Origin of the sequence: Streptosporangium sp. NPDC006007, from assembly GCF_040614315.1 — a bacterium.
Classification (GTDB): domain Bacteria; phylum Actinomycetota; class Actinomycetes; order Streptosporangiales; family Streptosporangiaceae; genus Streptosporangium.
Genome location: NZ_JBEXUG010000007.1, coordinates 33,034 through 54,513 on the forward strand (window position 1 = coordinate 33,034; position 21,480 = coordinate 54,513).

General features: G+C 71.2%; 21 protein-coding genes, 1 pseudogene and 1 CRISPR repeat array. Of the genes and pseudogenes, 12 read left to right on the forward strand and 10 right to left on the reverse strand.

The features are described 5' to 3' along the window. Positions 1–467: 467 nt before the first annotated feature. Positions 468–641: a BldC family transcriptional regulator gene (locus ABZ194_RS07910; RefSeq protein WP_355593914.1), complete on the reverse strand. Its 174-nt coding sequence runs from the start codon at positions 639–641 to the stop codon at positions 468–470. A 312-nt stretch (positions 642–953) separates the two neighbouring features. Here ABZ194_RS07910 and fxlM point away from each other — a divergent pair, with 312 nt between their 5' ends. Both fxlM and ABZ194_RS07920 read left to right on the forward strand, forming a co-directional pair. Continuing rightward, positions 954–2,201 (forward strand): methyltransferase, FxLD system, encoded by a 1,248-nt coding sequence (gene fxlM / locus ABZ194_RS07915; protein ID WP_355593574.1) that lies wholly within the window; start codon positions 954–956, stop codon positions 2,199–2,201. Continuing rightward, a complete protein-coding gene (locus ABZ194_RS07920) occupies positions 2,201–2,332 on the forward strand; it encodes an FxLD family lanthipeptide (protein WP_355593576.1) in 132 nt (43 codons plus the stop codon). Before fxlM ends, ABZ194_RS07920 begins: the two co-directional genes overlap by 1 nt. 84 nt (positions 2,333–2,416) lie before the next feature. After that, a CRISPR array of direct repeats spans positions 2,417–3,545; the repeat unit is 29 nt; unit sequence GGGACCATCCCCGCGTGCGCGGGGAGCAC. A 182-nt stretch (positions 3,546–3,727) separates the two neighbouring features. Here ABZ194_RS07920 and ABZ194_RS07925 read toward each other — a convergent pair. The 4 genes from ABZ194_RS07925 to ABZ194_RS07940 all read right to left on the reverse strand — a co-directional run bounded on the left by ABZ194_RS07925 (position 3,728) and on the right by ABZ194_RS07940 (position 5,258). After that, positions 3,728–3,859: a hypothetical protein gene (locus ABZ194_RS07925; RefSeq protein ID WP_355593578.1), complete on the reverse strand. Its 132-nt coding sequence runs from the start codon at positions 3,857–3,859 to the stop codon at positions 3,728–3,730. Positions 3,860–3,998: 139 nt separating this feature from the next. Further along, positions 3,999–4,211: a BldC family transcriptional regulator gene (locus tag ABZ194_RS07930; protein ID WP_355593916.1), complete on the reverse strand. Its 213-nt coding sequence runs from the start codon at positions 4,209–4,211 to the stop codon at positions 3,999–4,001. A gap of 310 nt (positions 4,212–4,521) precedes the next feature. After that, positions 4,522–5,040: a hypothetical protein gene (locus tag ABZ194_RS07935; RefSeq protein ID WP_355593580.1), complete on the reverse strand. Its 519-nt coding sequence runs from the start codon at positions 5,038–5,040 to the stop codon at positions 4,522–4,524. Continuing rightward, positions 5,037–5,258 (reverse strand): hypothetical protein, encoded by a 222-nt coding sequence (locus tag ABZ194_RS07940; protein WP_355593582.1) that lies wholly within the window; start codon positions 5,256–5,258, stop codon positions 5,037–5,039. Before ABZ194_RS07940 ends, ABZ194_RS07935 begins: the two co-directional genes overlap by 4 nt. A 245-nt stretch (positions 5,259–5,503) precedes the next feature. Here ABZ194_RS07940 and ABZ194_RS07945 point away from each other — a divergent pair. From ABZ194_RS07945 to ABZ194_RS07955, 3 genes and pseudogenes are all read left to right on the forward strand, one after another. Then, positions 5,504–5,653, forward strand: a pseudogene (locus ABZ194_RS07945) (helix-turn-helix transcriptional regulator); the annotation flags it as partial. Positions 5,654–5,755: 102 nt separating this feature from the next. Then, positions 5,756–6,763, forward strand: a complete 1,008-nt coding sequence (locus ABZ194_RS07950) for a hypothetical protein (protein WP_355593933.1) — start codon at positions 5,756–5,758, stop codon at positions 6,761–6,763. Positions 6,764–6,934: 171 nt separating this feature from the next. Continuing rightward, positions 6,935–8,395 (forward strand): ATP-binding protein, encoded by a 1,461-nt coding sequence (locus ABZ194_RS07955; RefSeq protein WP_355593584.1) that lies wholly within the window; start codon positions 6,935–6,937, stop codon positions 8,393–8,395. A 182-nt stretch (positions 8,396–8,577) separates the two neighbouring features. On the opposite strand, the gene ABZ194_RS07960 is transcribed toward ABZ194_RS07955, so the two are convergent. Together ABZ194_RS07960 and ABZ194_RS07965 are read right to left on the reverse strand one after the other, a co-directional pair. Continuing rightward, positions 8,578–9,738: an acyl-CoA dehydrogenase family protein gene (locus ABZ194_RS07960; protein WP_355593586.1), complete on the reverse strand. Its 1,161-nt coding sequence runs from the start codon at positions 9,736–9,738 to the stop codon at positions 8,578–8,580. 4 nt (positions 9,739–9,742) lie between these two features. Then, positions 9,743–10,909, reverse strand: coding sequence for an acyl-CoA dehydrogenase family protein (locus ABZ194_RS07965; protein WP_355593588.1), 1,167 nt, complete (start codon positions 10,907–10,909; stop codon positions 9,743–9,745). 110 nt (positions 10,910–11,019) lie between these two features. Here ABZ194_RS07965 and ABZ194_RS07970 point away from each other — a divergent pair, with 110 nt between their 5' ends. Then, positions 11,020–11,955: a transposase gene (locus ABZ194_RS07970; protein WP_355593590.1), complete on the forward strand. Its 936-nt coding sequence runs from the start codon at positions 11,020–11,022 to the stop codon at positions 11,953–11,955. Positions 11,956–11,994: 39 nt separating this feature from the next. Here ABZ194_RS07970 and ABZ194_RS07975 read toward each other — a convergent pair whose 3' ends face one another. Further along, positions 11,995–13,275 carry an FAD-binding oxidoreductase gene (locus ABZ194_RS07975; protein WP_355593592.1) on the reverse strand — a complete coding sequence of 427 codons (1,281 nt, stop codon included), beginning with the start codon at positions 13,273–13,275 and terminating at the stop codon, positions 11,995–11,997. Between the two features lie 187 nt (positions 13,276–13,462). On the opposite strand from ABZ194_RS07975, the gene ABZ194_RS07980 reads away from it, so the two are divergent. The 6 genes from ABZ194_RS07980 (at position 13,463) to ABZ194_RS08005 (ending at position 19,592) form a co-directional block, all read left to right on the forward strand. Then, positions 13,463–14,602, forward strand: coding sequence for an acetyl-CoA acetyltransferase (locus tag ABZ194_RS07980; RefSeq protein WP_355593594.1), 1,140 nt, complete (start codon positions 13,463–13,465; stop codon positions 14,600–14,602). Further along, a complete protein-coding gene (locus ABZ194_RS07985) occupies positions 14,602–15,003 on the forward strand; it encodes an OB-fold domain-containing protein (RefSeq protein WP_355593596.1) in 402 nt (133 codons plus the stop codon). The genes ABZ194_RS07980 and ABZ194_RS07985 overlap by 1 nt, the downstream gene beginning before the upstream one ends. Further along, positions 15,000–17,297, forward strand: a complete 2,298-nt coding sequence (locus tag ABZ194_RS07990; RefSeq protein ID WP_355593598.1) for an acetate--CoA ligase family protein — start codon at positions 15,000–15,002, stop codon at positions 17,295–17,297. The genes ABZ194_RS07985 and ABZ194_RS07990 overlap by 4 nt, the downstream gene beginning before the upstream one ends. Beyond that, positions 17,294–18,256 (forward strand): MurR/RpiR family transcriptional regulator, encoded by a 963-nt coding sequence (locus ABZ194_RS07995; protein ID WP_355593600.1) that lies wholly within the window; start codon positions 17,294–17,296, stop codon positions 18,254–18,256. The genes ABZ194_RS07990 and ABZ194_RS07995 overlap by 4 nt, the downstream gene beginning before the upstream one ends. A 71-nt stretch (positions 18,257–18,327) precedes the next feature. Further along, entirely contained in the window at positions 18,328–19,080 is a 753-nt protein-coding gene (gene fabG / locus ABZ194_RS08000; RefSeq protein WP_355593602.1) for a 3-oxoacyl-ACP reductase FabG, read from the forward strand. Then, positions 19,077–19,592 carry a MaoC family dehydratase gene (locus ABZ194_RS08005; protein ID WP_355593604.1) on the forward strand — a complete coding sequence of 172 codons (516 nt, stop codon included), beginning with the start codon at positions 19,077–19,079 and terminating at the stop codon, positions 19,590–19,592. Before fabG ends, ABZ194_RS08005 begins: the two co-directional genes overlap by 4 nt. 51 nt (positions 19,593–19,643) lie before the next feature. Here ABZ194_RS08005 and ABZ194_RS08010 read toward each other — a convergent pair whose 3' ends face one another. Next, entirely contained in the window at positions 19,644–21,131 is a 1,488-nt protein-coding gene (locus tag ABZ194_RS08010; protein WP_355593606.1) for an SPFH domain-containing protein, read from the reverse strand. 30 nt (positions 21,132–21,161) lie between these two features. Next, the gene (locus tag ABZ194_RS08015) at positions 21,162–21,362 is read right to left on the reverse strand and encodes a hypothetical protein (protein WP_355593608.1); all 201 of its coding nucleotides are present in this window, start codon (positions 21,360–21,362) and stop codon (positions 21,162–21,164) included. Between the last annotated feature and the right edge of the window lie 118 nt (positions 21,363–21,480).

The following is a 21,480-nucleotide window of genomic DNA, read 5'->3' on the forward strand; positions in this document are numbered from 1 at the left end:
ACGTCTGTGGCAGGACATTCGCCGGCGCGTGTCGCTCCGGCCCCGGCCGTCGCGACGCAGATCGCGGCGGTGGCCGGGAGGGATCCCGCGAAACGATCTACCAGCCTGGCACCAACTAGCAGCAACTGGCAGCACCCCTCCCAGGCAGTGGGAGACCATCCCCGCGTGCGCGGGAAGCACTGCGATCACCGGAAGATCCTCGGTTGTGGCGCGGGACCACCCCCCGCGTGCGCGGGGAGCATAGGAACCGGTTCACGGTCATCATCGTCGTGACGCACAAACCACCCCCGCGTGCGCGGGGAGCCATCCGCGCGTGCGGGGGGAGCACGACCGCGACCCGGACGGCGTGAGCGGGAACCGCTCAGACGGCGGGGTGGTGCCCGGACGGGGGTGGTTCCCGGGCGGCTCGCGGAGCGGATCATCACGAGCCGTCCGCAGGTGGAGGGGCCGTTCCGAGTGGCGGTTCGTTACTCGCCGCGTTTCTGTGTGCTGTCCGCCAGGAGTGCGAGGACTTCTGCTTGGCGGTGGCGGCGGTGGCCGCCAAGGGTGCGGATGCTGGTGAGTCTCCCTGCCTGGGCCCAGCGGGTGACGGTTTCGGGGTCGACGCGGAACATGATCGCGACCTCGGTCGGGGTGAGCAGCGCCTCGAACGGCTCACGCGCCGGTCTTCGCCCCCGCGACCGGCGCCCGGTGCCCGGTGCCCGGCCGGATCCGACCTGGCCGGGCACCGCCTCCCCGCAACACGCATCCACCGTCAGGAAAGCCCCATGCTCGAATCCCTGCTCGCGCGACCAGCCGGCTCATCGTGGAGACAGGTCGAGTCGTTCGACTGAAAGCGGTTCGCTGGTCGGACAGTATGAGAGTCCACCACCGGGATCACCTCCGGGGACATCCGGAGGCCGCCCTGCCGCCCCGCGCCGCGGCGGCCCGCACGATCGGGAGAGGGCACCGGCATGAGCGTCGGCACGATAGACAGCGAGAGTCTCCGCGACAAGATGGTCGACCGCCTGGCAGCCGATCATCATGCGAAGGGTCTGACCCTGCGTCCCGAGGTGGAGGCCGCGATGCGGACCGTCCCCCGCGAGCTGTACACGCCGGGTATCCCTCTGGAGGAGGCGTACGAGAACACCGCGATCATCACAAAGCGGGTCGGTGAAGAGAACATCAGCTCGGTGTCGGCTCCGTTCCTGATCGCGGAGATGCTCGGTCAGGCGGCGGACGCGCTTGGCCGCATGGAGGGCCGACACGTGCTGGAGGTTGGCAGCGGCGGTTACAACGCGTCGCTGTTGCGTGAACTCGTCGGCCCGGCTGGATCGGTCACGACCGTCGACATCGACCCCGAGGTGACCGACCGAGCCGCCGCCTGCCTGGAAGCGGCGGGCTACAACGACGTCATCGTGGTGTGTGCGGACGCCGAGCAGCCGATCGAGCCGGGCCGCTGCTACGACCTGATCATTGTCACGGCCGGGGCGTGGGACGTCGCGCCCGCGTGGCGCGACCAGCTCACCGAAGACGGTGTCCTCGTCGTACCGCTGCGTACGTTCGGAATGACCCGATCGTGGGCGCTGCGACGTTCCGGTCAGCGCCTGGTCAGCCATAGCCACCGCCAGTGCGGGTTCGTCTCCATGCAGGGCGCCGGAGCCCACGACATGCGGTACTTCGACATCGCCGACGGTGTCCACCTGCGGCTGGATGAGGGCCAGCAGATCGACCCCGCCGTTGTCGCCGGCCTCCTCACCAAGCCTCGTGAGGAGGCGTGGGCCGGGATGAGCCTGCCGCCCCGCACCGTCCTGTCCGACCTGGACCTGTGGCTGGCGGCTTACCTCATACGCGAGGTGCAGGAGTTCGTGGTGCTGTCGGCCCAGGAGGCCGCCGTCGCGTCCGGCATCGTCGCGCCCTCTTGGCGGTTCGGCACCCCTGCCACCGTCCACGACGGCACGTTCGCCTATCGGTCGGCTCTGCGCTGGACCGGCAGGCTTTTCGATCTCGGCGCATACGCGCACGGGAACGAGGCCGTTGCGGCGGCTGGTCGGATGGTCGAGCACATGCGCGCGTGGGTGGACGCGGGCAGCCCGTCTCCGGTGCTGCACGTCCTTCCCGCGCATGCCCCCGACGGCGACTTGCCGGACGGGGCGGTTGTGGACAAGCGGCACAGCCGCCTCGTCCTCGACTTCACCCCCGATGAGAAGGGAATCCTCTGATGGAGTACGAACTGAACCTCCGTCTGGTCGATGCCGGGCCCGCCGCGAGCGGTCACGCCACCAGCACCGACGACAACTGCGGCTCGGGCAACACCGGCTCGGACGCCTGCTCGGACGGCGACTCCCGCTGAACCCCGCCCACCCATCGGGCCCGGCCTGCAGGGGCCGGGCCCTCCCCTTCCTTCCGCCAAGCCCCGGAACGCGGAGCGAGAGATGGGACCATCCCCGCGTGCGCGAGGAGCATAGGTGGACGACCCGCGCGACCCCATTTGGCAGGGGACCATCCCCGCGTGCGCGGGGAGCACAGCCGAGCATCCCGGCGCTCATGCCGAGCATGGGGACCATCCCCGCGTGCGCGGGGAGCACGTGCGCCTGCCTCGTCGTCTCGTGCGCTTGCCGGGACCATCCCCGCGTGCGCGGGGAGCACTCCTCTCCGGCCACCATCCCTCGACGCTCGTAGGGACCATCCCCGCGTGCGCGGGGAGCACGCCACCCGCCGGGTGGCGGTGAAGGCCGGGTGGGGACCATCCCCGCGTGCGCGGGGAGCACCACACCTAGGAATTTCCTAGGTGTCCGCCTAGGGGACCATCCCCGCGTGCGCGGGGAGCACGTATGGAGAGCCGCGCGCCGGTGGCCGGGTTTGGGACCATCCCCGCGTGCGCGGGGAGCACGAACGAGTGGGCACGGAGTACGTGACCCATGAGGGACCATCCCCGCGTGCGCGGGGAGCACGGAACGTTCATTCGGCGCGCTGTCCCGGCGCCGGGACCATCCCCGCGTGCGCGGGGAGCACGGTGTCGGCGATGGAGCGGTCGGCGTCGGCGCGGGACCATCCCCGCGTGCGCGGGGAGCACTCCCGGACGCCGAAGTTCAAGGCGGGCGCGGAGGGACCATCCCCGCGTGCGCGGGGAGCACAGCCCGGCGACCTCGACGCAGGCCGTGATGCCGGGACCATCCCCGCGTGCGCGGGGAGCACAAGTCCTCGCGTTTGGCATCGGTGCCGCACTGGGGACCATCCCCGCGTGCGCGGGGAGCACCGGCTCTTCCCTTAGATGCCAGGGACCATGCCAGGGGACCATCCCCGCGTGCGCGGGGAGCACATTCGACGGATCGGATGTGTCAGTGGGAGTGTGGGACCATCCCCGCGTGCGCGGGGAGCACTTCAGTGGACGAGGGGACGGCAACGGAACTTCGGGACCATCCCCGCGTGCGCGGGGAGCACCCGCCTCCGCCACCAGCCCCGCAGAAAGGACCGGGACCATCCCCGCGTGCGCGGGGAGCACAGCCCCTCCTGTAGGTGAGGAAACCCCAGGTGGGGACCATCCCCGCGTGCGCGGGGAGCACTCTGCCTGACCTGCGGCGTTGTCGGCGGTGAGTGTGAAATTCGAGCACTTTCGAAGGATCGGACATTTCGGGCGCCACCGGATTTGTTGTCTCCACGTCCCACAGCAGAGTAGTCCACGCCTGTTGCGGGACGTGCTCGACGCAGCCCGCGCCTACTGACTCCAGTACGGCGGCCTGCCCATCTACGGCGCCACGGTACGGATCACCCCGGACAGGACGATCCATCTGCGGCGCGGCCAGTGGACGGCCACCATCGGGTAGTCCACGGTCCTCGGGGCGTCTCTGTGGACCACCTCCGCGTGCGTGGGGAGCACGACCGCGACCCGGACGGCATGAGCGAGAACCGCTCAGACAGGGGGCGGCGCCCGGACGGCCGGTGGTGCCCGGACGGCTCGTGGAGCGCGTCATCACGAGCCGCCCGCAGGTGGAAGGGCCGCCCCGGCAGGCGGTTCGTCACTCGTCGCGTTTCTGGGTGCTGTCTGCCAGGAGTGCGAGGACTTCGGCTCTGCGGTAGCGGCGGTGCCCGCCCAGGGTGCGGATGCTGGTGAGTCTTCCTGCCTGGGCCCAGCGGGTGACGGTCTTAGGGTCGACGCGGAACATCAGGGCGACCTCGGTCGGGGTGAGCAGCGCCTCGAACCGGGGCGGGAGGACGGGGAAAGAAGTGATGAGGGCGGAGCCGTCGCCACCGATGACCTTGATGCCTTGCATGGGGAATCTCCTGGTAGGGATCTGGGGCGGGGGCTGGGGCGGGGGCTGGGGGCGGGCGTGGTCGAGGAGTTCGGCGTGTACGGCGGGCGCGGCCGGCCGGGTGTTCGGGGGTGCACCGGCCGGACCGGGGGTGCGGTCCGGCCGGTGCGGGCGGCCCTCTTCCCCCTCCAGGAGAGGGCCGCGAGGTGCGGCCCGGGTCCCCTCCGGCCCGGGTCGCACAGTGAGGGGTGCGGCGTCCCCTGGGAGGTGATACCGCCGCACCGGCTTGTTAGGCCGCGTCCCGGTAGGGGTGGCGGGGATGGTGCGGCGCGGCGGCGGATGCCGGGGAAGGAACGCCGCCGCGCCTGCTCGGGGAAGGTGAGGACGCCGGAGGTCTCGGGGGTGCCGGGGCGGCCGGGGGCGCCGACGTGGTCGAGGCGGTCGGAGGGGCCGGGGGCACCGAAGCGGTCGGGGTGGCCGGGGCGGTGAGGGGGGTCTCGCGGCGGGCGGTCATGGCCATGACCGCCTCATACATCCGCCTCTCCAGCTCCTCGGCGCCGGCGGCCTCGACCATCAGCGGTTCGGTCGTCACCCAGGCGGCGATGGCGTAGAAGCGGCGGCTGCCCACGCCGTACAGCACGGTCCAGCTCGGCCACGCCTGGGCCAGGTGTTCGGCCTGGGCGCGGGCCGGGCCGTCCCACAGGCGGCGGTGCACCACGGCGGTGTGGATCTGCCCGGCGCGGTGACGGCCCGAGGTGCCGGAGGGGTGGGAGTCGCGGGGGTCGCGGGGGTCGCGGCGCCACATCATGACGTCACCACCCCGGCCGTCGCCGTCTCCTCCTGGCGGGCGGTCTCGGCCCGCAACTCCTCGAAGGTGTCGGCGTCCACCGTCCGCTCGGCCCCGGCATAGGCGGCCTGGGCGGAGAACGGCTCCCGGCGGCTGGCCCAGAAGCGGCCCCTGTCGCTGAGGAACACCTGCCAGCCGGGAATGGTGGATGTGGGCATTGTGGATCTAACATCTTCCATGGGTCAGGAGTCCCTTCCTGATCAAGGACCCGCCCGGACGTTCGCAGCGCCGGGCGGGTCCGCCATTTCACGGGGCTTTCCGCGGTGTCCGTGCAATAGTGGAATTGACCAGACGAGATATCCAAGAGGTTTACCGGGGGACGGCGCGTCTCCCCCAACCTTCCCCAGCCTTGGAGTACGGAATGCCGCGTACGCCTCAACCGGTTAATCCCGCCGCCTCCCCCTGGCACCTGCTCGGGGCCGTCATGCGTCACTGGCGTGACGACGTCCGGCAGCTGTCACAGCGCGATATCGCCGGGGTCGTCCACGTGGACCACACGATGATCTCCGCATGGGAACGTGCCACATCGCGTCCGGATATCAGCAGTGTCCGGGCGATTGATGAGGCCCTGGGAGCCGACGGGCAGATTACGGCGCTCCATATATTTATCGCCGAACTTGACCGGTTACGCAGAAGCAAAATGGATATAAATCCCCCGGTACGTGAGGAGGATGATGTGGAACGTCGTGCCCTTCTTCAAATCCTGACGGTGCTGGGTGCCGGTGCCGGCGTTCCCGCCTCCGCGGTGGACGCCCTTCACGCGGGCCTGCGGCAGATCACGGGTCACGCCTCCGAGAACGGCGCGGACGACTGGGAGCAGACCGCCTGGGATTACGCACAGGGTGTGTGGACCGAACCGCCTGGCTCAAGGGTCGCCGATCTGGCGGGCGACATCCGCGCCCTGGACCAGGTGCTGGCCCGCGCCCAGGCCCCGGCGGAGCACGCCACCCTGTTGCGTGTCTACGCCCAGCTGACGGCGTTCATGGCACTCGACCTGTCTGAAACCTCCCGCCCCCGCGCGTGCTGGCGTTCGTGGCGGGTGGCCCGCTCGGTCGCGGACGCTTCGGGAGATCGTGAGTTGAGCGTCTGGGTACGAGCCCGCGAAGCGTCGGATTCGTTCTATCTGGGCCGTCCTGGACCGGTCACGGACACCTTGCTGGATGAGGCCGTGCGTCTCGCCAACGGCAAGCCGTGCCCCGGTCTGAACACGGCGTTGAAGACCCGCGCCTGTATTTTCGCCGCGCAGGGACGGGCCGACCTCACCCGCGAAGTCCTCGGCGAGCTCAAAGGCGCCTACGAGCGGCTACCGGCCACGGTGACCGACGACCACATCTCCGTATGGGGCGTGCCGCTGGAGAGCATCCAATTCACTGAGGCCTTCGCGCTCACCAAGCTGGGAGACACCACAGCGGCCACCCCCCTGGTGGAGCAGGCCCTCGCGGCGTGCCCGCAGGAGAAGGCGGGAGGGCGGGCGAACATCGGTCTCATCCGGGCATGGGGGATGGTCCGGGATCGCGAGGTGACCGAAGGGCTCGGCCACGCCCTCGACATCACGACCGCCCTCCCCGTCACGGCCGCCCGGCGCAAACTCGTGGGAGAGATCCTGAGCGCCCTTCCCGACAGGGCCCGCGCACTGCCCGCCGCCCGCGACCTCCACGCCCTGGTGATAGCCGACCGGCCCTGAGCGCCCATCGGAAACCACGAAGAGTGCCCTGCCCCGCCGACGAGCGCCTCGCGGAAGCCCCGGGCACGTCCCCGATCCGGGAGGCGGCACCGGTGTGGTCCGCGTTCCCAAGAGGGTTCCGGTTAAGAGATGTACAGTTATCACAACTGTGCTTCTCATAGTGGGGGTCGAGTGCAGAAGCCCGTTGACATGTTCGACCGTGATCGTGAGTGGTCGGCGCTGGTGAGGTTCGCGGCCGACGAGCAGCCGGGTGCCACCCTGGGTGTGGTCTCAGGGCGCCGCCGTCAAGGGAAGAGCTTCCTGCTGGAGTCGCTCTGCCAGGAGCTGGGCGGGTTCTACTTCTCAGCTCAGGAGGCGACCGACGCCGAGTCGCTCGCCCTCATCGGGGAGGCGCTGACCCGCCATCTCGACCCGGCGATCCCGTTCACACCGTCGAACTGGCCTACGGTGATCGACGTTCTGCTGCGCATCGGCCGAGATCACCCGGTTCCCATCGTGATCGACGAGTTTCCCTACCTCGCCCGCGCCAATCCCTCCCTGCCTTCGGCCATCCAAGCCGCTTACGCGCCGCGCAGGATCGAGCGCACGGCCTCGCGGACCCGGCTACTGCTGTGCGGTTCGGCCATGTCCTTCATGGGAGGGCTGCTGTCGGGCAACGCGCCGCTGCGCGGGCGGGCCTCGCTGGACCTACCTGTGAACACCCTGGACTATCGGCTCGCCGCCCGGTTCTGGGAACTGACAGATCCCCGGCTCGCGCTGATGGTCCACGCCGTCGTCGGCGGTACGCCCGCCTACCGTACCGAGATGATCCGTTATGACGCCCCCCGAGGTCTGGACGACTTCGACGACTGGGTCGTGCGGGCCATCCTGTCCCCGGGAAGTCCGATGTTCCTAGAGGCGAGATACCTCCTGGCGGAGGAGCCCGACCTGCGAGACGGCGCCCTTTATCACTCGGTGCTCGGCGCCATCGCCGAGGGCAACAGCGGACGCGGCGGGATCGCCGGATACGTCGGCCGTAAAAGCAACGAACTGTCCCACCCGCTGACGGTTCTGGAGGACGCTGGGCTCATCGCCCGCGAGACCGACGCCTTCCGCGGCAACCGCACCGACTTCCGGATCAGGGAGCCGCTGCTCACCTTCTATCACGTGATGATGCGCCCCTTCTGGCCGCAGCTCATGCGTGCCGGAGCCACCGACCGGATCTGGCAGCGCGCCAAGCAGAGATTCGCCGGAAACGTGCTGGGGCCGCACTTCGAGAGACTGTGCCGCGACTGGACGCTCCATTTCGCGGAAGACCGTTTCGGAGGCTGGCCCTCCCAGGTGACGGCGGGCACCGTCAACGACCCGGCGAACAAAACGACCCACGAGGTGGACGTGGCGGCCGTGGGGCACGCCGACGACGGCAAGCCTCCGCTGCTCGCGATCGGCGAGGCCAAGTGGGGGGAGACCATGGGGATCGGGCATCTCGACCGCCTCCGGCGTATCCGCGATCTCATCGCCCACAACGGCAGATACGACACCTCGCGGACCCGCCTGGTGTGCTACTCGGGATCGGGCTTCACCGAGGAGCTCCTCCGGCTGGGCCGGCAGGGCGAGGTCGACCTGATCGGGCTCGGCGACCTGTACGGCTGATCCGCGATCGTGGCGCCCTCTCACGCGGGCCGGTTCGACGGTGCTCTCGACGGCCGGGGAGGTGCCCTGTCCGGAGTTGTATGAGCGGGCCCGGTGCGGGGGCGCGTCGCCGCACCGGGCCCGCCGTCTGAAGCGGCCGGTACTCCTCGTTCCCCAGGGGGCGAGGGGTACCGGCCGGGTGGTCAGGCCGGGTCGCCGAAGCCGATCGGGGTGAAGGCGCCGGCGAGACCCACCCTCGTGGCGAGGAGTTCTCTCAGCTCGGCGGGGGTGCCGAAGAGGGCGGCCGTCGACTGGGCGTGCTTGAAGTACAGGTGGGCGTCGTGCTCCCAGGTGAAGCCGATGCCGCCGTGGACGTGGACGGTGTCGCGGGTGACGGCGCGGTAGACGTCGCAGACGTAGGCGGAGACCAGCGGTGACAGGGTGCGCAGCCGTTCGGGCTCGGACTCCAGGGAGCGGACCGCGAACGCGACCGAGGCCCAGGCGGACTCGACGGCCACGGCCATGTCCGCGCACATGTGCTTGACGGCCTGGAAGGTGCCGATCGGCTTGTCGAACTGGTGCCGGGTCTTGGCGTAGTCGACGGAGAGCTCCAGGCAGCGGCGGGCCGCGCCGACCTGGGCCGCCGCGACGGCCAGCCGGGCCAGGTCGAGGGTCCTCTCCAGCGCCTCGACGGCCCCGGCGGTGAGCGGGATCTCGGTGGCGGGGGCGTTCTCGAAGCGCAGCTCGGCCAGGCGCAGCGTGAGGTCGAGCGTCTCGGACGGCGTGACCGTGACCGAGGGGGCGGACGTCCCCACCGCGAACAGGCCGAGGTCGCCGTCCTCCTTCGCGGCCAGGACGAGAACCACGTCCGCGGTGACGCCGTCGACCACGAGGCGCTTGACGCCGTCCAGGCGGTGGCCGCCGGAGCCGGTGGACACCGCGCGGGTGGCGACGGTGTCGCTCACCAGCCAGCTCACCGGGTTCTCCACCCACGCCAGGGTCGCGGTGACCGCCCCGGAGGCGATCGACTCAAGGAGCGCCGCGCGGCCGGGGCCGTCGCTGTAGGACCGCAGGAGGGAGGAGGCCATCACGCAGCTGGTGAGGTAGGGGCCGGTGAAGAGTCCCCGGCCGAGTTCCTCGGCGATGACGAACATCATCCCGGCGGGGAGCCCCGCGCCGCCGTGCTCCTCGGCGACGGCGACTCCCGCGAGCCCGGTCTCCTCGGCCAGGCCGCGCCAGGAGTCTCCGTAGCATCCGGCGGAGTCCACCTCCCGGGCCGCGGCGAGGGTGTCCCGATCGTTCACTATCTGACGGACGAGTCGCTGGAACTCCTTCTGCTCGTCCGTGTATCCGGCAAGGGTCACAAGGTCACCGCCTCGGGAGGCCGAGCAGTCGCTCGGCGATGATGTTGCGCTGGATCTCGCTGGTGCCGGCGTAGATGGTCTCCGCCTGGCCCTTGAAGAGGACGTCGTGCCAGGTGTCCACCGAGTAGTCGTCCCCGGCCGGGCGCAGGGCGGCGCGGGGGCCGACGACGTCCATGTAGATCTCGCCCATCCGGCGGTGCGCCTCGGACCAGAGCAGCTTGTACATGATCATCTCGGGGCCCTCGGGCTCGGCCTCGGCGAGCCGGTCGAGCCGGCTGCGGCCGAGGAAGCGCACGACCTCCAGCAGCGTGTACGCCTCCGCCATGCCCTGGCGGACCAGCGGATCGTCGGCCCTGCCGTCCTCGCGCACGACCGCCAGCACGTCCCTGAACTCGTCGAGGAACTCGAAGTGCCGGAAGGCGTAGCCCATGGAGCGCTCGGCGCCGAGCGTGGTCATGGTGACACGCCAGCCGTTGCCGAGTCCGCCGATGACGTCGGCGATCGAGGCCTTCGAGTCGTCGAAGTACACCTCGCTGTAGTCCAGGCGGCCGTCCATCTGCCGGATGGGGCGGACCTCCACGTTGTTGCCGGTCATGGGGACCAGGACGAAGGTCAGCCCCTGGTGTTTCTGCGCCTCGGGGTCGGTCCTGCACAGCACGAAGCACATGTCGGCGCCGTGCGCCTCCGAGGTCCAGGTCTTCTGCCCGGTGATCGACAGGGTGTCGCCGTCCACGATCCCCCGGGTCCGCACGCCGGCCAGGTCGGAGCCCGCGTCGGGTTCGGAGAACCCCTGGCAGTACACGTCCTGGCGGCTGACGATGCGGGGCAGCAGCCGCCTGCGCTGCTCCTCGGTGCCGTGCGCGATGATGGCCGGGCCGACCAGCGCCTCACCGAAGCCCAGCATGGGCCGGGGCACGCCCGCCACGGCGAACTCCTCGTCCAGGACGGCCAGCTCCAGCGGGCCCATGCCGGCGCCGCCGTACTCGACCGGCCAGTGCAGGCAGAGCCAGCCGCGCCGCCGCAGGCGCTCCAGCCATTCGGCCATCTCCGGGCCGACGTCCCTGGTCCAGACGTCGCCGTCCTTGGGCAGCCCGTCCACCCGGTTCTCGGCCACCCATCGGCGTACGGTGGCCCTGAACTCGGTCAGGCGGCGTTCCTCATCGGGGTTCACCAGCTACCTCCAGCGTGGATGCCCCGTCCTTCGGGGCGGGGAGGAAACGCGGCACGGTCAGGCACGGTGGTCTCCTGGTTTTGTCGGCAGGGCTCGGTAGGTTGATCGGCGTGTCCCGCTTCCGGCTTCGGCCCACCCCCGCCCAGGAGGCGGCGTTGGCCGGGCACTGCGGGCACGCCCGATATGTGTGGAATCTCGCCGTCGAGCAGCACGCTCATTGGAAGCCGGGCCGCAAGGGCGCGCCCGGTTTCGCCGAGCAGTGCCGTCAGCTCACCGAGGCGCGGGCGGAGTTTGGGTGGCTGCGCGGCGGGTCGATCATCGTGCAGCAGCAGGCGCTCAAGGATTTCGCCCAGGCCATGGCGAACTTCTTCGGCGGCACCCACCGCCGCCCGGCCTTCCGTAAGCGTGGCCGGGGCGAGGGGTTCCGCGTCGTCGCGGTCAAGCCGGGCGATGTGCGCCGCTTGTCGCGCCATGTCGGTGAGGTAAGGGTTCCCAAGGTCGGCTGGGTGCGGTTTCGCTGGTCGCGCGCCAAGGTAAAGGCCGCGATCGCCCGGCTCAAGGCCCGCGAAGCCGACCGGCGCAAGGACTGGGTGGAGAAGGCCAGCACCGGTCTGGCCCGCCGCTTCGACGTCATGGCGGTCGAGAACCTGAAGATCCGCAACATGACCCGGTCCGCACGCGGCACCCTCGCCGCGCCCGGCCGGAACGTCCGGCAGAAGGCCGGGCTGAACCGGGGCATCCTCGCCGCCGGGTGGGGCCGGCTCGTGACCCGGCTGGAACACAAGGCTCCGGGCCGGGTCCGGAAGATCAACCCGCGTTACACGTCGCGGACCTGCAACGCCTGCGGGCACATCGCCGGGGAGAGCCGCGAGGGCCAAGCCCTCTTCTTGTGTGTGGCCTGCGGGCACCGGGACAACGCCGACGTCAACGCGGCCCGCAACCTCCGGGATACGGCCGCGGGGCACGCGGTCGCTGCGCGGGGAGGCCCGCCGTTGGGCGGGCCGACGAACCGCGAACCTCAACCCGACCTCCTCTTAACGGTGTAGGAACGGTTGGAATCCCCCGTCTTCAGGCGGGGGAGGATGTCAAACGAGCCGGTGAGGCACGGGGATCTGCTTGCGGTCCTGGAAACGCGACCAGCGGTAGGGGTGCAGGGGGAGCGAGGTCGGCTCACCCGACATGGACTGGGCGAGCAGCTCGCCCACCACCGGGCCGAGCCCGAAGCCCTGCCCGCTGAAGCCGGTCGCCACGTAGAGGCCGTCGAGGCGCTCGATCGGCCCGAGGACGGGCAGCGCGTCGGCGGTCATGTCGACCAGTCCGGCGATGGTCCGCACGATCCGCGCGTGACCGACACCGGGGAGAACGCCCTGGAGCGCCGCGAGCTTCCGCCTCGGGAACTTCTGGGGCACCAGCGGGTCGAAGCCGCTCGGCGCCGGGGCCGCGCCCAGGGATGCCTGGATCTCGGACTTGAGGATGCGCGGGTCGAATCGGAACTGGACCTCCTTGCGGCGGTCGATGAGCCTGGGGATCCAGATGAGCATGTCGCGGAAGTCGTGAAAGCTCAGGTAGTGGCCGGCGCCGAGCGTCCGGTATCCGCCGGTGACCCGGATCACCCCGTCGGACATCTGCCGGGCGCCGTAGTCCGGGCCGCGCAGGAAGTAGTCGAAGCTCCGCTCGATCGGCTGGGTCTCCCCGTGGTAGATGCAGACCAGCTGCATGGGGAGGCGGATGCGGAGCCGGTCGAGGAGCCTGGTCGTCCAGACCCCGGCGGCCAGGAGCACCTTCTTGGCGGTGACGACCTCTCCGGACAGCAGCTCGACGCCGGCGACGGCCCCCTGACGTGTGCGCACCCGGCTGACCGTCTCGCCCATCCGGAAGTGGACCCCCCGCCCGCGGGCCAGCGCGGCGTAGGCCTTGGTCGCGGCCACCGAGTCGACGAGGGCGTCCTCGGCGCTGTAGGCGGCGCCGATGATGTCCTTGGAGAGTTCGGGAAAGCGCTCTCGCACGTCCGAGGCGGAGAGCATCTCGATCTTGATGCCGTTGTCCTTGGCCGTTTCGCGCATCTCCTCAAGGATCAGCATGTCCTCGGCCGAGTGCGCGGGGCAGAGCCGCCCCATCTTCTGGTACTCGAAGGGCGTGGGCAGCTCGCTCACGGCCCTGTCCCACTTCTCCACGCTGGCGCCGGCGATGTCGGAGGCGTACTTTCCGAGGATCCCGATGGCACCCATGTTCCGGCCGGAGGCCTCGTAGGCGACGTCGTCCTTGTCGACGACCAGCACCTCGAAGCCGCGTGCGGCCAGCTCGGCGGCCGTCACGCAACCGGTAATCCCCGCGCCCACCACGATGACGTCATAGCGGCCTGTCATGAATGACTCCCTGCATACTGCGCCCCTGGCCTCGCCGACCGGGGGCGCGATGACTCGATGCCACCCTCGGGCACGTCACGAACATTACAGGATTGCCATATTCGGTACAAGATGTAATGTTGTGCTACAGTCTCGGCGTGGCCGGGACAAGACGGGCCGCCGGGTGGAGAGGCTGGTGAGGGCACGGATGAGCGGTCGGGTGGCCATCGCGGGGGTCGCGGAGTCGGATCTCGGCATCACGGGGAGGACGCCGATGGCGCTTCAGGCGCAGGCGGTGACCCGGGCGCTCGGGGAGGCCGGGCTGAGCCTGGCCGACGTGGACGGCTACTGCACCTCGGACCTCGCCGGGGAGTACGCCCCCAGCGTCCGCATGGCCGAATATCTCGGCATCCGGCCGACCTACCACGACACCACCGCCCTGGGCGGGGCGTCCTTCCTGTCACAGGCCGCGCACGCCGCCCAGGCGATCAGGGACGGCCGGGCCGAGGTCGTCGTGGTGGGCTACGCGCGAGCCCCCCGGAGCTGGAACCCGCCGGGCGCGCCCTCGGCGCCGGTGTACGGTCCCGGCCAGTACGAGCGCATGTGGGGCGCCCCGTTCCCCATCACCGCGTACGCGCTCGCCGCGCGGCGTTACCTCCACGAGCACGGGGCGACCTCCGAACAGCTCGCCGCGGTCGCCGTCGCCGCCCGGCAGTGGGCCGGGCTCAACCCCGCCGCCTACCGGCGGGACCCGCTCACCGTCGACGACGTGCTGAACTCCCGCATGATCGCCGATCCGCTGCACGCGCTGGACTGCTGCCTGGTGACCGACGGCGGCGGGGCGATCGTCCTGGTGGGCGAGGCCCGCGCCCGCGACCTGCCGGAACGCCCGGTGTTCATCCTCGGCCACGGCGACGCCTCCACCCACATGAACGTCTCGTCGATGCCCGAGCTGACCCGGACCGCCGCCGCCTCCAGCGGCGCGCGGGCCCTCCGTGAGGCCGGTGCCGGCATCGGCGACATCGACGTCTTCCAGATCTACGACTCCTTCACCGTCACCGTGCTGCTGACCATGGAGTCGCTCGGCCTCTGCGGCCCCGGTGAGGCGGGCGCCCTCGTCGCCGAGGGACGGACCGCGCCCGGCGGCGACCTGCCGACCAACACCAACGGCGGCGGGCTCTCCTACTGCCACCCCGGAGAGTACGGAATCTTCACCATCATCGAGGCGGTCCGGCAGCTCAGGGGGGCGTGCGGGGACCGTCAGGTGCCCGGCGCCGAGCTCGCCCTGGCCCACGGCACGGGTGGCGAACTCAGCGCGACATCGACGCTCATACTCGGGAGAGACTGATGACCAGGGTCTACCCATCGGCCTACGAGGACGCCGACTCCCGGCCGTTCTGGGCCGCGCTCGGCGAGGGCCGGCTGGACATGCCGAGGTGCGACGACTGCGGACGGCACCTCTTCTACCCGCGCGCGGTCTGCACGGGCTGCGGCGGCGAGCGTCTGACCTGGGTCACCGCCCGGGGACGGGCGACGGTGCACAGCTTCACCACGATCCACGAACGCGGCGGCGGAACCTACGTGATCGCCCTCGTCGACCTCGCGGAGGGGCCCAGAATGATCACAGAGATCATCGGCGAGCGAGCCGGGGAGGTCGCCATCGGCGACGAGGTGGTCCTCGTCGTCACCGGCGACCCCGCCCGCCCGTTCTTCCGCCTCGCCGGATCCGGGCCGGGTGAGGACGGATGACGCCTCGGTTCGGCCGGCTGCTGCGGGCCAGATCCGTCGCCCTCGTCGGGGTGAGCGAGCAGTCCTTCTGGTCCCGGCACCTCGTCCGGAACCTCGCGGCCTTCGGCTTCGACGGTGACGTCCACCTGGTCAACCCCACCAGGAGCCGGCAGTTCGGGCGGCCCTGCCACCCCGATCTGGACGCGGTGCCGGGCCCGGTGGACCTGGCCTTCGTGATGACCTCCAGCGCGCGGCTCGACGACATCGTCGAGCAGTGCGGGAAGAAGAGGGTCACCTCGATCGTCGCGCTCACCTCCGGGCTCGGCGAGAAGGGGGCGGAGGGTGCCGCGCACCAGGCGGCGCTGCTGCGCCGCTGCGAGGAGCTCGGAATCGCGCTTCTCGGACCCAACTGCCTCGGCCTCATCGACTACCACTCCGGGCTGGCCGCGTTCGCCGACCGGGTCAGCCCGCCGATGGAGCCGGGAGCCGTCGCGGTGATCAGCCAGAGCGGCGCCCTGCTCCAGCTGATCCACCGGGCCGCCCAGCGCCGTTCCCTCGGCCTGTCCCACCTCGTCTCGGTCGGGAACGAGGCGATGTTCACCTCGGCGTCGATCGCCGAGGAGCTCATCGAGCATCCGGCGGTGCGGGTGATCGCCATGTATCTGGAGGGCATCCGGGAGCCCGAGCACTTCAGGCGGGTCGCGGAGCGGGCCCGGGAGCTGGGCAAGCCCATCGTCGCCGTCAAGGCGGGCCGTTCGGAGATCGCCGCGCGGGCGGCGCTGGCGCACACGGGCGCCCTGACCGGCGACGACCGGCTGGTGGACGCGGTCTTCGGCGACCTCGGGGTGACCAGGGTCTCCACCCCGGAGGACCTCGTCGAGACGGCGGCGGCGTTCGCGACGGCCGGCTGGCCCCGGGGACGCCGGGTGGCCGTGGTCAGCGCCTCGGGCGGGGCCTGCGGCATGGCCGCCGACCTGGTCCAGGAGACCTCGCTCACCCTGCCGGAGATCCCGCCCGGGGTGCGGGACCGCCTGACCTCGGTCCTCCCCTCGTTCGGCACGCCGCAGAACCCGCTGGACACGACCGGCGCCATCGTCGACGATCCGGGCCTGCTGCGGGCGTGCGTGGGCGAGCTCGCCCAGGCCGGCGTCTACGACGCCATGATCGTCAACCTGGACCTTCCCCCCGCCTCGGAGGGGGAGCTCGACGACATCGCCGAGCGGATGCGCGGCATCGCCGACGCGATCGCCGCGCCGTCGATTCCGATTCTGCTCGCCGGCACCCTCGCCGGAGACGTGGACACCTCCCGCCAGGCCTACTTCCACGGGCGCGGCCTGCACGTCTGCGACGGCCTCGCCCAGGCCGTCAGAACCCTCGGCCACCTCGCCGAGTACGGCGAGAACGCCGCGCACGCCACCCGGGCCGCCGCCCATGCCGGGCCGTCCGAGGTGTCCGGGCCGTCCGTCTCCGGGCGACCGGCGCCGGACACCGGTCTCACCGGGGAGGCCGGGGGGGCGCTGAACGCGGCAGCCCCGGTGAGACCGGTGGACACCGTGGACCCCGTCCTGGAGACCGCCGCCCAGGCGCTCAACGAGCACGAGAGCATCGGCCTGCTCGGACGGTACGGCCTGCCCGTGAACGAGGGGCGGCTGGCCACCGACCGCGAGGGGGCCGTCGCCGCGGCCGAGGCCCTCGGCTACCCCGTGGTGGCGAAGATCCAGTCGGCGGACATCCCGCACAAGTCAGAGCTCGGCGGGGTGCTGCTCGACCTCCGGGACGCCGGCCAGGTGGGCGCGGCGTACGACACCCTGGCCCGCGTCGCGGGCGATCTGCCCATCGACGGCGTCCTCGTCGCGCGGCACATCAGGCCGGTCGCCGAACTGATCGCGGGCGTCGTGGTCGACCCTCGGTGGGGGCCCGCCGTCATGGTCGGCATGGGCGGCGTGTTCGCCGAGGTCCTCGACGACACCAGTCTGGGAATTCCCCCGCTGGACCACGCGGGCGCGCTCGCGATGGTGGAGAATCTTCGAGGCGTGAAGATCCTGCGGGGTGCCCGGGGGCGTCCGGCGGTGGATCTCTCCGCCGTCGCCTCCTTCCTGGTCCGGCTCGGCGACGTGGCCGTCGCCCTGCGGGAACAGGTGGCGGCGATCGACGTCAATCCCCTGTTTGTTCGCGAGACAGACGTGCTCGTCGGTGATGCACTGGTGATCCCGCGACCGGCACACCCGGAGCGCGGCCGGACCACCCCAGCCGCCGTACCCCTCCCATCCACTGAGAGTGATCATGAACAGATCCCCGAACAGATGGCGCCATGACGCAGAGTGACGACCAGGCGCCGGCCGCGGGCCGTACGGTGAGCGAGCTGCTCCGCCTGCGCGGGCCGCAGCTCACCGCCGCGGAGCGCAAAGTCGTACGAATACTGATCTCGCAGTATCCCATCGCCGGCCTCGAATCCCTCCCCAAGCTGTCCGAGCGCGCCCAGGTCAGCGCGCCGACCGTGCTGCGGCTGCTGGCCAAGCTCGGCTACAACGCGTACGCGGACTTCCAGCGGGCGCTGCTCGACGAGGTCTACGCCCGGATGAGCGAGCCCTCCACCAGAGCCGGAGGTGAGGGGCAGCGGGACGGGAAGGACGACGATCTCGGCGCCGTCCTCAGCCGCCTCTCGGAGAACGTGGCCGAGACCGCCGAACACGTCGAGCGCTCCGAGTTCGACGAGGTCGTGGCGCTGCTGTCGGACGTCAAAAGACCCGTTCTCACCCTCGGCGGGTTCGAGAGCGACGTCTGCAGCCTCCACCTGCTGAGCCTGCTGAGCCAGCTCCGCGGCGACGTCCGTCACGTCCGCGCCAACCCCAGCGGCTTCTCCGTCGAGCTTCTCGACGTCACCCGGCGGCACGTCATCGTGGCCTTCGACTTCCGTCGCTACCAGCGCGGAACCATCGACTACGTCAGGCAGGCGGCCGGTCAGCACGCCACGGTCGTGCTCTTCACCGACAAGTGGATCTCCCCGGCGGCCGACCACGCCCGCTACGTGTTCGTCTGCGACACCGCGGGGGTCGGCCCCTTCGACTCGCGTGCCGGGGTCGTGGCCCTCATCGAGGCGCTCGTGGCCTCGGTCACCACCGCCATGGGCACGGCCGCGCAGAAGCGCATCCGCGCCGTCTACGACCGCCTCAGCGGCTCCACCTGGGCGGAGGGCCTGCTACGACCGGCCCCTTCCGAACAGCCCCCCGGATCCGCCGCGCCCCTCGCGGCCACGGATCCGGAAGACCGGTAGAAGAAGAGAAGACCAGTAGAGGAACGGAGCGGCATGAGATCCACCGGCTCATCCCCCGGAGAGGAAACCCGATGAGATTCGCCAGGCGCGTGGCCCTTGTCACCGGCGCGGCCGGGGGCATCGGCGCCTCCGTCGCCGAACTGCTGGCCGCCGAGGGCGCCGTGGTCGGTGTCGTCGACCTCAACCACGCGGCGGCCGAGAAGGTCGCCACCCGGCTACGGGGGCTGGGCGGCGAGGCGACGTCCTACGCGTGCGACGTGAGCGACGCGCGGAGTGTCGACGCGACCGTCGAGCGGCTCTGCCAGGACCACGGCCGGGTGGACATCCTGGTCACCTGCGCGGGCGTGCTCCGTGACAACCTGCTGTTCAAGATGAGTGACGACGACTGGAGATCGGTCATCGACACCCACCTGACCGGCACCTTCAACTGCGCGCGGGCCGTGCAGCGCCCGATGGTCGCCCAGCGCCACGGGAAGATGGTGTTCCTGTCGTCGGACTCCGCGGGCGGCAGCCGGGGACAGGCGAACTACTCGGCCGCCAAGGCGGGAATCGAGGGCCTCGCCAAGACCCTCGCCATCGAGCTCGGCAAGTTCGGCGTCAACGTCAACGCCGTCGCCCCCGGATTCGTCGAGACCGAGATGACCCGCGCGACCGCGCAGCGGATCGGCCTCGACTACGAGGAGTTCAAGGCGAACTCGGCCGCCAAGGCGGCACTGGGCCGGGTCGCCACCCCCGAGGACATCGCGAGGGTGATCGCCTTTCTCGCCTCCGACGACTCGGCCATCATGACCGGCCAGGTCCTGCTCACCCGCGGATCGCCGTGACCGGCACCAAAGACGCCGCCGCGCCCGGCCCGGACACCGCCGCGCGCCCGGCACCGGAACGGCACGTCTTCCACGGACTCGGCGACCTCGCCGGGTCCGTGGGGATCCGGCTCGGCCCGACCGGGTGGCGTACGGTCACCCAGGACGACGTCACCGCGTTCGGCCGGATCACCGGCGACGAGCAGTGGATCCACACCGACGTCGAGCGGGCCCGGCGGGGGCCGTTCGGCCGGACGATCGCGCACGGGTTCCTCACCCTGGCGCTGTGCTCGTGGGTTTTGGACGAGCTGCAGACCACGACCGGCGTCTCGTACGCGATCAACTACGGTCTGGACCGGGTCCGCTTCCCCGCCGCCGTCCCGGCCGGGGCCCGGGTCGGCGGCACGGTCCGGCTCGACGCGGTGACGGATCGGGGCGGTGACGTCGACGCGGCCTGGATCGTCGAGATCACGGTGGAGGGCGCCGCCCGCCCGTCGTGCGTCGCCACCATGCTGAGCCGCTACCGGCCCTGAGGCGTCCCCGCCTCGGGGCCGTACGGGTGGGGACGGGCGGGCGCCCCCGCCTCAGGGGGCGGGGTCGACGGCCTTGCCGTTGGCCTCGGGACCGCCCCCCGAGGCGGGGGCGGCGCCGTTCAGCAGGGAGCGGGCGAGGCCGAGGCCGGTGCCGCCGAGGGTGAGCGCCTTGGCCAGCATCTCCTCGATCCCCTGGGCCCCGTTGAGGACCACCATGTGGTCGACGTTGCCGAAGGCCCGCGCCCCCGCCTCCACGATCCGCGGCCAGTTCTCGGCGAGCTGCTGGGCGATGACCGCCTCCTGGTTCTCGGCGAGGGCCTCGGACCGGGCGCGGATCGCGTCCGCCTCGGCCAGGCCCTTCGCCCTGGCCGCCTCGGCCTCCGCGAGTCCCTGCGCCTTGGCGGCCTCGGCCGCGGCCAGCCCCCGGGCCTTGGCGGCCTCCGCCTCACCGAGACCGGTGGCCTTGGTCGCCTCGGCCGCCGCGAGGCCGCGCAGCCGTACCGACTCCGCCTCGGCCGCGGCGGCCTGCTTGACCTGGGACGCCTGCGCCACGGCGCGGAGCTCGGTCTCGCGGGCCTCGGCCTCGGCCTGGGCGATGCGGGCGTCGCGCTCGGCCTGGGAGAGCGTCACGGTCTCGTACGCCCTGGCGTCGGCGGGCTTGCGGACCTGGGCCTGGAGCCGCTGCTCGGCCAGCGCCGCCTCCAGTTCGGCGGCGCGGGTCTCCTGGACCACGACCTCCTGACGGGCGGACGCCTCCGAGAGCGGGCCCGCCTGGCGGGACCTGGCCTGCGCCTCGTCGATCTCCGCCTGGTAGGCGGCCTGCTTGATCTGGGCGTCGCGCCAGGCGGCCGCCTTGTTGGCCGCGGCGACCTGCTCGGCCTCGGTGGCCTCCTGGTCGCGCTGGGCCTCGGCGATGCGGGCGGAGGCGGCGATCCTGGCGGCGTGCGGCTTGCCCAGGTTGGTGATGTAGCCGGTCTCGTCGTCGATCTCCTGGATCTGCAGGGAGTCGACGATCAGGCCAAGTTTGATCATCTCGTCGGCGGCGGAGGCGCGGGTCTCCCCGGTGAGCCGCTCGCGGTTGAGGATGAGGTCCTCGACGGTCAGGTTGCCGATGATCGAGCGCAGGTGGCCGGTGAACAGCTCGTGGATGGCGCCGTTCATCGAGTCCTGCTGGTCGAGGAAGCGGCGGGCGGCGTTGGCGATGGAGTGCAGGTCGTCGCCGACCTTGTAGATCACCACACCCCGCACGACCACCGGGATGCCCTGCTGGGTGACACAGGAGACCTGGAGGTTGGCCGCGCGGCTGTCCAGGCGCAGGCGGCGGGCGGTCTGGAAGCCGGGGAGCACGGAGGTGCCCTTGCCAGTGATGATCTTGAAGCCGAGGCTGTCGGTCAGCTCGGTCCTGCCGCGGGCGCCGAGACCGGAGATGATCAGCGCCTCGTTGGGTTCGGCCACCCGCCAGACGGCCTTGAACAGCAGGATGAGGATGACAAGGGCGGCGAGGACGACGCCGGCGACGAGGTAGGGCTCGGTGGGCAATGCAGCCTCCGCGGTGGGAGATGAGGGGGATCAGACGAGCGCGCGGGCGACGTAGACCGTGCGGGGCGGGAAGTACTCCACGACGACGACGATCGAGCCGGTGGAGATCACCTCGTCGGGGATCGTGGAGTGCGCGTAGAAGGCCTCGACACCGCCGCGGACCTCCACCATCACCTCCCCGACGAGGCCGGGGCCGATCCTGCCGGTGACCCTGCCCTGCTTACCCACCACGCGAGGCCCCCGTCCCATCGTGAAACAGATCCACGTCCGCGGACGCTACTCCGGCATGCCTCGTTCCACCACCCGCCGTGGTGGGGCATCGGCCCGCCGGGCCGTCACCGCGCACCCG

Bases quoted from the DNA above. Each gene is read 5' to 3' on its own strand.
- fxlM (WP_355593574.1), top strand. From the start codon at position 954: ATGAGCGTCGGCACGATAGACAGCGAGAGTCTCCGCGACAAGATGGTC.
- ABZ194_RS07920 (WP_355593576.1), top strand. From the start codon at position 2,201: ATGGAGTACGAACTGAACCTCCGTCTGGTCGATGCCGGGCCCGCCGCG.
- ABZ194_RS07935 (WP_355593580.1), bottom strand. From the start codon at position 5,040: ATGATGTGGCGCCGCGACCCCCGCGACCCCCGCGACTCCCACCCCTCC.
- ABZ194_RS07940 (WP_355593582.1), bottom strand. From the start codon at position 5,258: ATGGAAGATGTTAGATCCACAATGCCCACATCCACCATTCCCGGCTGG.
- ABZ194_RS07975 (WP_355593592.1), bottom strand. From the start codon at position 13,275: ATGACAGGCCGCTATGACGTCATCGTGGTGGGCGCGGGGATTACCGGT.
- ABZ194_RS07980 (WP_355593594.1), top strand. From the start codon at position 13,463: ATGAGCGGTCGGGTGGCCATCGCGGGGGTCGCGGAGTCGGATCTCGGC.
- ABZ194_RS07985 (WP_355593596.1), top strand. From the start codon at position 14,602: ATGACCAGGGTCTACCCATCGGCCTACGAGGACGCCGACTCCCGGCCG.
- ABZ194_RS07990 (WP_355593598.1), top strand. From the start codon at position 15,000: ATGACGCCTCGGTTCGGCCGGCTGCTGCGGGCCAGATCCGTCGCCCTC.
- ABZ194_RS07995 (WP_355593600.1), top strand. From the start codon at position 17,294: ATGACGCAGAGTGACGACCAGGCGCCGGCCGCGGGCCGTACGGTGAGC.
- fabG (WP_355593602.1), top strand. From the start codon at position 18,328: ATGAGATTCGCCAGGCGCGTGGCCCTTGTCACCGGCGCGGCCGGGGGC.